Source organism: Nostoc favosum CHAB5714 (assembly GCF_020829495.1).
Classification (GTDB): domain Bacteria; phylum Cyanobacteriota; class Cyanobacteriia; order Cyanobacteriales; family Nostocaceae; genus Nostoc; species Nostoc favosum.
This window is the reverse complement of sequence record NZ_JAIVFQ010000133.1, coordinates 1-14,309: the sequence shown is the minus strand read 5'-3', so window position 1 is coordinate 14,309 and position 14,309 is coordinate 1. Positions and strand designations below refer to the sequence as shown.

At 40.9% G+C, this 14,309-nt stretch carries 13 protein-coding genes and 1 pseudogene; 3 read left to right on the top strand and 11 right to left on the bottom strand.

Annotated features, from left to right (window positions below):
* Window positions 1–431: 431 nt before the first annotated feature.
* The 3 genes from LC586_RS36465 to LC586_RS36455 all read right to left on the bottom strand — a co-directional run bounded on the left by LC586_RS36465 (window position 432) and on the right by LC586_RS36455 (window position 1,792).
* The gene (locus tag LC586_RS36465) at window positions 432–797 is read right to left on the bottom strand and encodes a retroviral-like aspartic protease family protein (RefSeq protein WP_229490439.1); all 366 of its coding nucleotides are present in this window, start codon (window positions 795–797) and stop codon (window positions 432–434) included.
* The gene (locus LC586_RS36460; RefSeq protein ID WP_190937475.1) at window positions 794–1,111 is read right to left on the bottom strand and encodes a hypothetical protein; all 318 of its coding nucleotides are present in this window, start codon (window positions 1,109–1,111) and stop codon (window positions 794–796) included. The genes LC586_RS36465 and LC586_RS36460 overlap by 4 nt, the downstream gene beginning before the upstream one ends.
* A gap of 147 nt (window positions 1,112–1,258) precedes the next feature.
* Window positions 1,259–1,792: a hypothetical protein gene (locus tag LC586_RS36455; RefSeq protein ID WP_229490437.1), complete on the bottom strand. Its 534-nt coding sequence runs from the start codon at window positions 1,790–1,792 to the stop codon at window positions 1,259–1,261.
* Window positions 1,793–2,143: 351 nt separating this feature from the next.
* Between LC586_RS36455 and LC586_RS36450 the strand changes: the two genes are divergently transcribed.
* Window positions 2,144–3,118: a tyrosine-type recombinase/integrase gene (locus LC586_RS36450; RefSeq protein ID WP_229490435.1), complete on the top strand. Its 975-nt coding sequence runs from the start codon at window positions 2,144–2,146 to the stop codon at window positions 3,116–3,118.
* A gap of 192 nt (window positions 3,119–3,310) precedes the next feature.
* Here LC586_RS36450 and LC586_RS36445 read toward each other — a convergent pair whose 3' ends face one another.
* The 7 genes from LC586_RS36445 to LC586_RS36415 all read right to left on the bottom strand — a co-directional run bounded on the left by LC586_RS36445 (window position 3,311) and on the right by LC586_RS36415 (window position 9,892).
* A complete protein-coding gene (locus LC586_RS36445) occupies window positions 3,311–4,051 on the bottom strand; it encodes a glycoside hydrolase family protein (protein ID WP_229490434.1) in 741 nt (246 codons plus the stop codon).
* Window positions 4,052–4,063: 12 nt separating this feature from the next.
* Window positions 4,064–4,525, bottom strand: coding sequence for a hypothetical protein (locus tag LC586_RS36440; protein ID WP_190958601.1), 462 nt, complete (start codon window positions 4,523–4,525; stop codon window positions 4,064–4,066).
* A 930-nt stretch (window positions 4,526–5,455) separates the two neighbouring features.
* Window positions 5,456–6,049, bottom strand: coding sequence for a hypothetical protein (locus LC586_RS36435; protein ID WP_229490433.1), 594 nt, complete (start codon window positions 6,047–6,049; stop codon window positions 5,456–5,458).
* A gap of 87 nt (window positions 6,050–6,136) precedes the next feature.
* The gene (locus LC586_RS36430; RefSeq protein WP_229490432.1) at window positions 6,137–6,532 is read right to left on the bottom strand and encodes a protease complex subunit PrcB family protein; all 396 of its coding nucleotides are present in this window, start codon (window positions 6,530–6,532) and stop codon (window positions 6,137–6,139) included.
* Window positions 6,533–6,577: 45 nt separating this feature from the next.
* Window positions 6,578–8,269, bottom strand: coding sequence for a S8 family serine peptidase (locus LC586_RS36425; protein ID WP_229490431.1), 1,692 nt, complete (start codon window positions 8,267–8,269; stop codon window positions 6,578–6,580).
* A 134-nt stretch (window positions 8,270–8,403) separates the two neighbouring features.
* Window positions 8,404–8,955 (bottom strand): hypothetical protein, encoded by a 552-nt coding sequence (locus LC586_RS36420; RefSeq protein ID WP_229490430.1) that lies wholly within the window; start codon window positions 8,953–8,955, stop codon window positions 8,404–8,406.
* Between the two features lie 415 nt (window positions 8,956–9,370).
* Window positions 9,371–9,892, bottom strand: coding sequence for a helix-turn-helix domain-containing protein (locus tag LC586_RS36415; protein ID WP_229490429.1), 522 nt, complete (start codon window positions 9,890–9,892; stop codon window positions 9,371–9,373).
* Window positions 9,893–10,141: 249 nt separating this feature from the next.
* Between LC586_RS36415 and LC586_RS36410 the strand changes: the two genes are divergently transcribed.
* Complete coding sequence (locus tag LC586_RS36410; RefSeq protein WP_229490428.1) at window positions 10,142–13,759, top strand: WD40 domain-containing protein; 3,618 nt, start codon at window positions 10,142–10,144, stop codon at window positions 13,757–13,759.
* Between the two features lie 57 nt (window positions 13,760–13,816).
* On the top strand, window positions 13,817–14,014 hold the full coding sequence (locus tag LC586_RS36405) for a hypothetical protein (protein WP_229490427.1): 198 nt from the start codon (window positions 13,817–13,819) through the stop codon (window positions 14,012–14,014).
* Window positions 14,015–14,202: 188 nt separating this feature from the next.
* Here LC586_RS36405 and LC586_RS43130 read toward each other — a convergent pair.
* Window positions 14,203–14,309, bottom strand: a pseudogene (locus LC586_RS43130) (IS982 family transposase); the annotation flags it as partial.

Below are 14,309 nucleotides of genomic sequence, written 5' to 3'. Positions count from 1 at the left end.
GTCTCGGCGTTTTTTTGTGAGTTTTTTACCGATTCTCAATTAATCTTAGCGATCGCTTCCGCCTGCCCACTTGAGTAAATTCATATATAGCAACCTTTTTGGGCTTTCCTATCCGTCGAACTCACGTAGGATTAAGGTTCTTGTCAGCTTTTGGTGATGATGAAATGTTACGCGCTTTAAGGCAGAAGGCAGAAGGGAATACTGCTTCCTGCCCTCTGCCTGTGACCAAAGGGAACAAGGGTCTAAAACCCCGCCGTCTACACGGCGCTTACAATTGGGCGGGGATTCAGACCCCGCCCAATTGTTCCTTCTGCCTTCTGACTTGAAAATGCTATTTAGATGAGTATCTATATAGCTCAGTCCCACACCACATTTTCATGCTTGGCTGTGAAACTTGTTTCATCGGGACTGCCCTCTGCCTCCTGCCTTCTTCAACCCAACGTCAATTCACCCGACTGTATATTAACGACTAACCGACGATTTGTTAACCATTGACGACCGAGTAAAACTTCTGTTAAATCTTTGCCAACATGTACAGGGATGTCAAACTCTTGACCATCAAATAGTACTTGACCAACATAGATGTCAAATTTTACATCTCCCCGTGCAGTTCGCATTGTTTGCTCTCGTAAACGCTCCCAACCAAGTGCATCTATATCTTGGTCATTAATCGCTAACCAATACGAAAAACCTGTATCAAACATCGCCTCAACAGGTAATTCTAATCCATCTGATGTTATTAAATTAATTTCAAAAAGTAGTGCATCCTCATCACCAAAAAAACCGGAAATCGTCATATCGTGCCGCAAGCCCCAGACTCATTAATCCGAAAAGTATAGTGGATTTTGCCTGGATGCTGTTGGCGACACTGTAATGAGACTACTTCTAAATCTTTATCAACAAAATATTCTCCACTATCTGGTTCAACTGCAACAAACCAGTTGTAGTGAGTTTCAATTAATTCTGATTTTACTCGCTCAAAAATAGGTTGACAACGTTGGTAAAAAGCCTCGCGTTCGGCTTCACGTCGTGCTTTTTGTGACTCATTCCATTGGATTTCGGGAAATATTCTCCCCCTACGGACAACACGGGTAGACTTGGTTTCTGTCATGCTTTTACCTATAAACCAATATCTATTATTTTAACGGTAAAGCTATCAAAGAGTGAACCTGGATTTCCGCCTCAGCTGCGTTTATTAAAATAATCATCGCTGTCGGGTTCAAGTAATTGGATGATACAATCCCGTTTTCTGATTAAATTAAGAGCCAATACCATTCGTATCCTTGCGCTTAGACCATGCGAAAAAAAGCGGCGCGGGTTGACTTTCTCTTTCCTTACGAATAGTTTCTGGAGTTACCCCTAACCTTGAAGCCAAACTTTCTTCTGTAATTGGCTGAAACTTAACAGGTTGCCCTTGATTATAAGAATTGCCGTAGTATGACTTACCCCGCCTTGGTTGATTATTAATATTACTTTGAAGCTGCATAATTACCTCGGCAAATTGTGCTAGCCGATTATTTATAGAGTCGATTTTTTGTTCTAAATCGGTGAGATGCTGGTTACTGGATGCATCGCTACTAATATCACCCGACAAACGTAATTCTAGATTATCCAGACGAGAGCAAATCGTCGATATGTTTTGGGAGAGGTGATTGTGGGGACTACCCCTGCCATTATCTAACGCTGCTATCAAATCATCTGCATAGTGAAGCACCTCGCTTGAGAGTCCTTGTCGGTGCAGCCGGGATAACTCCCTAACTGCTGGAATCAGGGGAGTGGGTACGCGGATCATCTCGCGCTTGTTTGTTCTCGTCAGGCATAGTGATATCGCAATTGATAGCAACAGCTATCGATATCAAGTAGATAGCATTGCTATCAACATATCAGGAATTGGATCAAGAAAGCATTGTTCGCTCGACCATTTTTAATGCAGAGCAAGGCGCGAGAGAATTGCATTCGTACCAAGTGACTTACAGCACTTTAAAACAATTAAAGTCCAAATCATAACGACTGCGGATTAATGACGATGAAAAAGCCAAAGGATCGGGAAAATAAAGTTAATCGTAATGTAAAGTGGTTGTGAGAATGCACTTTTAACAAGCACTTAACGCGCACAAGCCTTATAAATCAACGATTTTCTCCTATGTCTGGTATCATCACACTCCGCTCTATCACATCTTTAAGTGCAATTACACAGAGCGATAGTAAACAAATTCTCGAAGTGTTACTGACGCAAAAACGCTCCGAACACACCCGCAGGGCTTATTCTCATGACTTGCGAAATTTCTTTAATCTCATTGCTCCCGGTCGTGAATTAACATCCGACCTGGCCCGCGAATTTTTATCGCTGTCCAAAACGCAGGCGATCTCGGTAGTGGTCGCCTACCGCAACCATCTTTTCGAGCAAGGTTTAGCGCCAGCAACGATTAACCGCAGAATTAGCGCGATAAAATCTTTGGTGGAAATGGGGCAGATTTTTGACATCTGCGATTACGACCTGGAAGTGATTAAAAATGAGAAAGTTAGACCCTATCGGGATACTAAGGGGATTGATGTTCCGGAGGTGATTAAGTTATTTGAGGCAATCGATACTTCGACTCTAGGGGGGAAGCGCGATTATTCCATCATGCGGCTGCTTTGGAGTAATGCCCTACGGCGCGGGGAGATTCCCAGTTTAGATGTGAAGCATTTTAAATATGCCAGATGTCAAATCGAGGTTAGCGGTAAGGGACGCAATGGGGAACGGGAGTTGGTGACAATTTCTCAAAAAACTGCTGCTTCAATTTCTGATTGGTTGCAAGCATCTAATGCTGCTGATAAGCCCAACGAACCAATTTTTATTTCCCTTGACCCAGTAAGGTTTGGTAATAGGTTAACTGGGGAAGCGATACGTCTAATTGTTATCAAATATTGCAAGTTGGCGGGGATTGAAAAGCAGATGAGTCCCCACCGGGTAAGGCATAGCGCTATTACTGAAGCGCTGAACCAAAATAATGGCAATATTCGGGCTACTCAAAAATTAAGCCGCCACTCCGACCCCAGAACTGTGATTATTTACGATGATAACCGCGTCGATTTGCAAGGTGTTTTGACCAGGCAGCTTGATGACTTGATTTAACAATTTACAAAGATAACCCAAGTTCACAACTTGGGTTATCTACATATAAGCGTGTTTGGTAATTGAGACAACTTCGCTTGCGAGTAGCGATACAATATAACGTAAGCTAAACAGAGGTTGCATGGCTTCTACACCCCTGTTATGTCTATTATTCAATTTAGAATAATAGAAGAATTCTAGCTAGAATACCAGTTACGCTACAGGTGTTAAAAATAGTTCAGCCTCAGCCTGCCTTCGTGCCAAAAGTCCTTCCTCAACATTCGTTCCAGGGTTACGGTATTTGATGAAAGTCTCTTTGATTTCAGACCAATTGCGACTTTCTAAAACTCTGGTAATGGAATTAAAGCCAGGGGCACCAAAGAATTTACTTCCCAAGTTGTAGCCAAAGCTAAGTAACGCTCCTTGTTGGTTAGTATTTAGTTGATGCCAACAAGGTATTTTTTCTAAATCAGGTAAGTAATTATTTTCCAACTGATAAATCAAAAGCTCCAAAGCTTCTTCTTGAGAAATACTCTCCCCAAGATACCACGGGCTGCCATCGCGTTTCTTGGTTGACCCCCACCCAATTGTGATCGGTTCGCATCTTGTGTAAGGGTCAGGATATGCATCAAGAAAGCAGCTTTCAAAATATTTGATTAACTCAATTCCGCATTGAGGTAGTTTTGCGGAAATTTGAACCGAGAGATTAGGAACTTCCTTAACTTCAATCAGTTTGACAGCAAATTCCGCGTTCAAAATATCGAGTAAGTCAAAAGCACGGGCAAAGTTTTCTAAAGAAGCTTTAGTGCGAGGTCCATAGAGTCCATCAGCAACTCCTGAAAGTAATTTTAGATCAATCAGGCGGATTTGAACTTGCTTTGCTAACTCTTGGTCTTGACGCAAATAGTCAAACTCAAGAGATTTATCAAGCTTTATAATATCTTGGAGTTTCATACTTATTTTCTCCTAATAAGTATAGCCAACGAGAAGTTTGACCGTATTTTGCCCTTGACAATGTTTTTGAAAAACTTCCTCAAAATCTGTGAATTCTGATTCAGGTAACACAATGCAGCCCATACTTCCTGGCACATTTGCATCTTTATGAATTAGCAGGTCAGAACGGGTTCCTCCACCAATGGTTGTGACTTCAAATGGTGTAATGGCGTAACCATTACCTTCTACTCCTTTGACGTTTCTGAGGTCTACAGGGTTAACTGTAACGGAGTAAAAAGGTAATGGTGAGCTTAATTCATAAGTAGGAGGTATTACACCACCACGAACATTCCAATCTTTTACCCCTTGTTTATCCGCAGTGCTACTTATCGCAACCCATCTGCCAACAATTCCTTCGGTTTCATCTACTAGAAATAATCTACCTCTATTGAGTTCTGAGGTTTCATCTAGTGCCATTGTAAAAAATAAAAGCATATTGTTCCTTTTGTTTGTTTCTAAAGAGTTTGCTTATAGAAGTTCTTGTTTTGACGAAATGTATAAGGGTAGGGAATATATACCTCATAAGAGATATACAAATCTCATCTCCACCTGACTCGACTGAGAACTCCTAAAAAATGTTTTGTCCAATTACATTTCCATCTGGATGAAAATGCAACATTGAGCTTGTTTGCTAACCATGAAGCTCTTTGTTAATATCAATACTATTCTTTCTTGATTGGATTGATAATTAACTATCTTTCGAGACTCATAGAAGCGATGATTAATTATTTTTAGATAGTGACAATTTATTTATCTCTATATATACAAGCTGTAGTTGATTCAGTCAGGAGAAATATATGAATGTGAAAAAAGTGGTAAAAAAGCAGCAGTGAGCAACTGCCGAAACAATTACTCACTGCTGTAATAATTCACAACACAGGTAAATCTCAAATTTAGTGCTTGATAATTGAGGTAATTTGGCAAAGCAAATCGAAACTTTTGAAGGCATCGAATATGAACGATCGCCTTTAGGTCAGGTTGAACCAGCAAATAATGGCGCGATTGCACTGTTGAGAACAAACATCGCACCCTGATAACCTTCATCAAAAGAGCGATCGCATTCTTTTCAACACAGTCTCGACAAAATTAGCGATCGCACTGTTGAGAACAGACATCGCACCCTGATTAAGCTTATCAAAAGAGCGATCGCATGACTTTTAAGACTGTCTCTACAAAAATAGGACTTACGCAAACTCTACGATTCTTGGCGTTCTTGGCGTTCTTGGCGGTTCGATAAATTAAGCTTTTTAGCACTTTTTGCGTAAGTCCTAAAAAAGAGCGATCACACTTAAAATCGAATTTGATTGAAAGTTGAGTCTATTTTTGGCACAATTAAAGCTTTTGATTCAATGGCAATATACTTTCTTATTGTTTGTTAAGGGTATAGTTTTCTTTTTCCCATCCAAATTCTACCTGTTGTGGATAAGTACCGTCAGGGTTATTAAAAGCAGCAACAATTGCGTTGGCAGCTGCCCTGTAAAATCTAGCCTGCCTGTCATTGTTGTATGCTCTATTATTGTGGGGATTTGGTGAAATGCTATAGGTGGTCAAATCATTCGCTCTTCTTTTTCTCGATATCCTGATACTGCGTGGACCTGGGCCACTTCCTCCGTGCCGTATTTCGCCATAGTCAACATCGTTTATGCTCAGAGGAGGAGGGCTAGGGCTGCGGCTAGGGCTGCGGCTAGGGCTGCCACCACGACCACCACGAGCGCCACCACGAGCGCCACCACGACCACCACGAGCGCCACCACCACGACCACGCGCTTCCAACCCTGCCTCTTCAACATCTCCCTCGAAGTAAGCTTCCAGGTCTTTAGCCACTTCCTCCAAAGATATACTTTCCAAATTAGGATATAGCTCAGATTCAATGTTTTCTAATTCCTCTGGTAGGAATTCCAGAGCTTCTAGTTGAGCTTCTGAGAACAATTCCAAGTTTTCGACTATCTGTGTAGCCATAATTTACTCCTTAAAAAATTGAGTTTCAATGTCAGCCGAGTTTGCGAAATCTACCAAAAAATTGACCTTAACAAGGGTGGTATTTACTTAAGCCTGTTTAAACAGAACCTTGTTAGCAGCAAGTTGGGGAATTGTAATTATCTGGTATGGGTGCGTAATCACCTCTGGAACAATGTCTCCAGGCTTAGGCTGGCGATAGGCAACTGTAATTACCAACGATGCCAGGTTTTCTTTCTCAGAGCTTTTGGTCTCAACTGAGAGAATTTCCACCGAATAACCGCCAGTACGTTTCTCCCCCATAAAGACAGCGGCTACCAAGTTAGTTGTAAAATCCACCTTGGGAATAGGTGGCGGTGGTATAATATCAGAGGCGTGTTGCTGCCAAATGTCTGCCCATTCTTTTGGGTTATCAATTACCATCTGGCTGGCTGTTTGGTATGAGCTGTTAGCGCCCCGTGCAATGGTGTGGAAGTTAACTTTCATCTTTTTGCAATCTTCTTACTTATTTTCAGTCTGCTGAAGCAATCTCTATTTAGCCAGACTTGGGATTTGATGTTTAGTCTGATACGATTCGGTCTTTTTTTTGCCTGTAGGTGTGGTGTAACTCAGGTTTAAAATCAGATTGTATTGGCTCGGCTTGTAATTGGAAGAGACTTCAATTTCAAAATTGCGTATAATTTCTGTCCCAGTCCGCAAATTACCATAGTTTTGTTCGGCAGTCGTGACTTTAATGTCATCAATATCTGATACCAAGCTAGCTTTTACCCCTTGCATAACTTCCTTGCTAGTATTCCTCACGGAAATGTTGAGTTGCTCTAGTAACTTCCTTTGCTTGACTACCGATGTGTAGGTAATCTGTTTCTCTTCTGATACAGGTTGCGTTGCCATCTGCAAAGCTTTAACGACATCGACTAAACCTTTGCCTTGGACATTGGGATCGCTGGTTGACTCCAGTGGTTTTGCAGATTCCATGAGAATTTTTTTAATCTGCCAAGGTTCGAGTTTGGGGTTACGCTCTAATAACAGGGCAGCTATACCTGCAATATGAGGTGCTGCCATACTAGTACCACTCATCTTTTGGTAGCTACCACCAGGTACGGCAGAAACAATTTGTTCGCCAGGTGCTAAAATATCCGGCTTGGGTCGGTTATCGGCAGTTGGGCCACGACTGCTAAAAGACGTTACTTGAGAACCATCACGGCTGGATGCCCCAACAACAATTACATCACCAAAGGCATCTGCGGGAGAGGTAAGGGTTCCGGGTTCAGGCCCATTATTACCTGCGCTCTTAACCAAGACTAAGCCTAATTTTGTGGCTCGTTCCGCAGTTTTTGCCCAAACATTAGTACCATCTAGCTCTGTCGGAACACCCCAGCTACAGTTAGCTATCTTGACACCTTCTTTCATGTCTTTAATTACATCTTCGATTGCATCTGCACCTTTAAAACCTTGCCCTGAGTTCGTTGCTTCGGAAGGTAGTAACTTATAGCTCCAAATAACTGCCTCTGGTGCCATACCTTTGTACTGTAAGCCATTGCCAGCAATAATACCCGCCACATGAGTTCCATGTGGGTGAGGATTTCCCCAAGGTTCACTAGTATAATTCCGCTTATGGACGACACGACCTTTCAAGTCAGGATGGTTGATATCCACTTCACCATCAAGAACAGCGATAATCACTCCTTTGCCAGTACCAACTATTCCTTGAGTTCTAGCATTGACTAACCCCACAGTTACAGAACTTTGGTCTAGTTCTAATCTCAAGGGTTTATCAGCTTCCAAGCGGACTATATTGCTTTGCTGTGCGAATTTTTGAATTTGGGCAGGAGTTAAGTTAGCAACGACAGCTTCACCTAATGTTAAGTGTTCCACCAAAGCTTGCTCTTGTTTTAAATCTTCTATGAGTGATTCAATATCTTGATTTACTAAGCTTTCAAACTCGGCGAATTCTTCAACTTCAAATTCTTCATTGCGTTTTTCGTAAATTTCCTCCAGTTGCTCAAACTCTTCATGGTACTGCTCAAAGCACTTGGTCGGTTTGTAATAAATCATCACCCGTTGACGTGTTGTTGAATTCACATCGTCAACTTCATTCATAATTTGATACCCTAAAGAGCCTTCAAGTTTGGCTTCAATTTCGGCTCCCCATTTCTCACGAATTTCTAGTCCTGCTTTTTCTAGTTGCTGTTCTGTGAGTTCAAAATCTTCTTCTGAAATCATGATTTACTCCTTGAAAATAAGAGGGTGGAAACTGCTTACATAGAGGCTAAAATCTTGATTTTTACCTTGTAATTAGTGCCACCCTACGGTTATTGAGAATGTTGCAAAATATCAGTTAGACAGCTTGGTTATCTTCATCCTCGGTTACCCCACAAATGCCCTACCAGAGCACCCATGCCCCACGCCGCCCAAGCAAATTCAGCTGCTGCTGGTACTTCATCTGATTTCAACCCAGCATCTTTGCAAATAGCAGGGAAAAGGCGAGCCACAATTGGCGGAATGAAGATGGCAGACATCCATCTGAAATAAGTTGGCAATGTTTTAGTAATGATTGAAGTTAAGAGTATAGCAACAGCATCAGGACCTTTGCGACAAGCAGCTTGCAGCTTGGCACGAGTTCTAGGATTACTGGTGATTTTTTTCACGGTATTTTTGACTAAAGCGGTAAAAATTTTCGTCAACCGTTTAATCACCAAACTGCTAGGAGGACGACGTTCTAAGTCTCCTTCAATGTAAGCTTCTACATCTTCAGCTACACTCTCAAAAGATACACTTTCTAAGTTTTCCTCTAACTGAGATTCAATCCCTGCTTCAGCTGAACCGTATTCTAAGCTTTCGATATCAGCTTCAGAAAATGATTCAAATGTTTCAGTTGCACCATTTGTTGTTGCTGTATAAGTTGCCATGAGTTTATCCTTTCAGAATTTGATTTTTGTTGTTTATAAGGTTTCGTTGAAGGAAAGTTTTTAGTGAAAAATCATAGAAATAATATTTTAATTTCCAGATTTTTAAGAGCTTACAAGCTTGTTTGTTAGCTCTGCTTTGCTTTCCATACACATATATTATCTTGAGAAAATTTGATTGATAATTAACTATTTTTCGATAAAGTTCTAATGAAACATTCAGTATTTTTAGATTCTCCTCAAAAAGTAGCTCAAATATTTAATATTTTCTAATCGCCCCCTAATTTTGGGAGTTGATGATTTCCATAAATCTTTAAATAAAAAAATACTAGATTAGTAAATAACATAATCTAGTATCGCATTGAGATAATATATTAGTTGATTAATTAGCAGTTAATAGGTAATATTTTTTGTGCCGTTATAACAATGCATGAGAACGCTGTCTCTCTCTCCAAGCACGGGGAGTATTTTTATAGTAATCACGAAACTGACAGTAGAAATGATTGATATTTTGATAGCCTACATCTAAAGCAATCTGCTCAACAGAATCATTAGTTTCTAAAAGTAAGGAGCTTGCAGCTGCTAGTCGGCGCTCAATAATCCAATTATTGACAGTTTTTCCCGTAATTCTTCGCACTAAGTCGGTTAAATAAGCTGAAGAATAACCAACTGCTTGAGCTACTTCTTTCAGACTAATACTTTGATGATAATTCAATTCAATGAACTCGAAAACTTCACTCAGTCGGGGAATAGATGGAAATATGGACTGTTGAATATTTGATTTTATACTTTCGGTGGTAGTAGAGAATTTCTCATGTGCTAACTGAACATTAACAAGACCATTTTCTGTGATAATCACCTCAAATCCTGCTGTCTCCAAGCATTTCATTAAGAGGTTTTTGGTCTTGGTTTCAGCATCATTTACTAAAATATTGGTCATTTTATCTCCTAATACTTAATATAGTTATCGCCTGATCAGATTTCATCACCCGTAACCCCTTATACTTAGGGTTGTATTGCCAAAGATTCTGGAGAATAATGCTTACTTACCTTTGGTTTGAACCTGATATATTCATCAAACCCCACTGCATACTGGCTTATCGTCTGAGGATTACTGACTTGTTTCTGACTTGTGACTGACTTTTAGTGTGTTACTGGTAAAATTCATAAAGTCGTAATCAAACGAGCCATGCCAAGATCGCTTAGGGTTCGTCAGGAGTGCATTCAGAAAGTAAAACAAGCAGTCAAGCGTAACGGCTACCCGAGTCAAAGAGTTTTGGCTGAAGATGTAGGCTTGGCTTTAGCCACAGTCAGTAACTTTCTTACAGGTAAACCAGTTGACTATGTGACTTTTGAAGAACTTTGTCAGAAGTTGGCACTCTCGTGGAGAGAAATCGCTGATTTGGATTTTGATCTGCCATCCCAGACTGTAGTTCAAGAGAAAAATACTGGAGGAGGAACCACTAATAATCATCAAGACTGGGGAGAGGCGATTGATGTCTCAGTTTTCTACGGGCGCACTGAAGAATTAGCTACACTAAAACAATGGATTGTTAATGACCATTGCCGACTGATTACTTTAATCGGCATGGGTGGAATTGGTAAAACTGCTTTGTCTGTGAAATTAGCGCAGCTTTTGCAAACCGAATTTCAGTACCTGATTTGGCGAAGTCTGCGTAATGCGCCACCAATTCATGAGCTTTTGACCGACCTAATTAACTTTTTGTCCCATCAGCAAGAAACAACTTTACCAGAGAACTTAGACGGTAAAATCTCCTGTTTAATAGAATATCTGCGTGCCTCGCGTTGTTTGTTAGTCTTAGATAATGTAGAGTCAATTTTATCTAGTGACGAACGCGCAGGAGCATATCGCCAAGGATATGAAGGATATGGACACCTCCTCAGATGTTTGGGAGAGACTAACCATCAAAGTTGTCTAGTGTTGACCAGTAGGGAGAAACCCAGAGGAATTAGGATTAAAGAAGGTATAAACTCTCCGATTCGTTCGCTGAGGTTATCTGGCTTAACAGGGGTACAAGGTGAGAAAATTCTCGCAGAAAAAGGCTTTTGGGTCTCAGAATCCGAATGTCTTGCGCTGGTAGAGTTTTATGCAGGGAATCCTTTGGCGTTGAAGATTGTTGCAACGACTATTCATGAATTATTTGACGGCAATGCTGCTCAGTTTTTAGAACAAGGAACCATTGTCTTTGGTGATATTTCGGATTTACTTGACCAGCAGTTTAATCGCTTGTCAACTTTAGAACAACAGGTAATGTACTGGTTGACAATTAATCGAGAATGGGTATCGTTTAGGGAGTTACAAGAGGACATTGTTCCTGCTGTTTCGCTCAAAGATTTGTTAGAAACTTTAGAATCTCTACAATTGCGCTCACTAATTGAGAAGAATTCTGGTAATTTTACTCAACAACCAGTGGTGATGGAGTATGTTAGCGATCGCTTAATCGAACAGATTTGTCAAGAAATTCAAACGGTCGAAATAGGACTATTTAATCATAGCTGTGCATTAATCAGGGCTACTGCCAAAGATTATGTAATCAATGCCCAAATTCAGTTGCTCCTCAAACCCCTTGCGGATAAATTACTCAACCTCTTAGGGACGCAAGAAAATGTGCAAAACTATTTGAATCAACTTTTATCAAAGCTGAAGTCGGTTGCTCCGCGAAAACCAGGATATGCAGGTGGTAATATTCTCAATTTACTCTGGCAGCTTGATGTTGACCTTAGTGGCTATGATTTTTCTAATTTAACGGTTTGGCAAGCTTACTTACAGGGGATGAATTTGCATCGAGTCAACTTCGCCAATGCAGATTTAAGTAAGTCGGCTTTGACTCGAACATTAGGGGGTGTTTTATCAGCAACTTTCAGCCCAGATGGGAAACTACTGGCAACAAGTACTGACAGTGAGATTAGCTTGTGGTCAGTTGCAAACATCACACAAATTATTACCTACAATGGTCATACTGCTTGGGTACAATCGCTGGCTTTTAGTCCAGACGGGCAAATTTTAGCTAGTGGTAGCAACGACCAAACAGTAAGGTTGTGGAATGTCCACACTGGGCAATGTTTGAAAACACTGCGAGGTCATACAAGTTGGGTGCAATCCCTGGCTTTTAGTCCAAACGGGCAAATTTTAGCCAGTGGTAGCAACGACCAAACGGTAAAATTGTGGAATATTCACACTGGGGAATGTCTGCAAACTTTGTCAGGGCATAGGAATCGAGTATTTTTTACTACCTTTACTCCCAATGGAGAAACCTTGGTAACAGGGGGTGAAGACCAAAGGGTGAGAGTGTGGAATGTAAATACTGGTTCTTGTCTGCGAGTCCTAGAAATCCCCATCAATTGGGTGTTATCTATTGCTCTTAGTCCAGATGGGCAAACACTGGTGACGGGAAGCGATCGCACAACGGTCAAATTTTGGGATTTAGCCAGTGGTGAGTGTATAAAAACATTGCCAGACTACAACAGTCTTGTATGGGCAGTTGCTTTCAGCCCAGATGGTAAAACACTGGTGACGGGGAGCGAGGATAAAACTGTTAAAATATGGGATGTGCTAACAGGGAAATGTCTGCAAACTTTGCATGAGCATAGCAATTCACTTTTAGGTGATAGCTACGCTTCCCGCATTTGGTTAGTTGCTGTTAATCCGGATGGTCAAACCTTGCTGAGTGTTAGTGAAAACCAAACGATGAAGTTATGGGATATCCGCACGGGACAATGTTTGAGAACAGTGGATGGCTATATTAATTGGATATTATCTGTTGCTTTTAGTCCAGATGGTCAAATATTGGCCAGTAGCAGCCAAGACCAACGGGTGAGATTGTGGGATGTTGAGACGGGACAATGCCTGCGAACGTTACAAGGGCATACTAATTTGGTCTCATCAGTGACCTTTGCTCCTAAAGACCGAAATGGTTACACAGATGGGAAAGGCGTAACGTCAAATGAGGATATTGGGAATCCGCGAAAAAGCCCAATTCTGGCAACTAGCAGCGATGACACAACTATCAAACTTTGGGATGCAAACACAGGAGAGTGTTTTCAAACTCTTTGGGGACACGATAGTTGGGTACATTCTGTTAGCTTCAACCCAGATGCACAAATTTTAGCAAGTGGTAGTCGTGACCAAACGGTAAAGCTTTGGGACTGGCATACGGGAGAATGCCTGCATACATTGCCAGAACATATTGGTGAAGTAAAAACAATTACTTTTAGCTCTTGCGGTAAAATTCTAGCAAGTGGTAGCGATGACAACACTATCAAACTTTGGGATGTAAGTACAGGAATTTGTTTACAAACATTGTTAGGTCACAGTGATTGGGTTTTATCTGTTATATTCACTCAGAGCGAGGATATCCTTGCTAGTGCCAGTGGAGACCAAACTATTAAACTGTGGGATGTGAATACGGGGCAATGTCTACAAACGTTGCAAGGTCACACATATCGAGTTAGAACAATTGCTTTTAGTCCAGATGGCAAAATTTTAGCTAGTGGCAGTGACGACCAGACTGTTAAACTGTGGGATATTAGTACAGGTGTTGTTCTCAAAACATTTCAGGGACACCACAAAGCAGTACGGTCAATTGCCTTTAGTCCTAATAGCCCCGTGTTAGTTAGTAGCAGCGAAGATGAGACCATGAAGCTTTGGGATGTTGAAACAGGTGAATGTGTAAAAACAATCAGAATTGACAGACCATACGAAGGTATGAATATTAAAAACGCAATTGGTTTAACAACTCCTCAGAAAAACACATTAAAAGCTCTTGGTGCAGTAGAGAGAGAATAAGATGCTATTATGCCCATGTAATGGTTAATTATTATACAAATTGACTGCAAAAAATGTATGGAAAATCAAGAACCTAAAAAAGCTCCGGAAATAAAAGTAGAATCCGATCGCTCTCCAGGAACAGATAGAGACCCTGACATCAAATCTGATGCATCAAGTCATCAAAATGTCGAAGTAAAAAATCAAAAACCTAAAAAAGCTCCGGAAATAACAGTAGAATCCGATCGCTCTCCAGGAACAGATAGAGACGTATAGCTTGCTCCTGAAGCAATTACTAAAACTAGCATGATAGAGCGATCGCACTTTTGTACCAAGAGTTTTTGAAGGGCGATCGCACTTCCCAAGCTGCTGTAGTAAATCTGCCTACAAGCGATCGCTCTTGTCTACCGATTTTTGACGAGTGGCTGCTACTTTACAACTAACTTAACGTGAGTTCGACGGAACTAAAAAATAGCAGGAGGTAGTGCAGGCAAATCTTTTGGGTAAATATCAATCGAAGGTTTTTTAGGCAAATAGGTATAAGCAGTTAAACCAGCCATCAAATTAACCA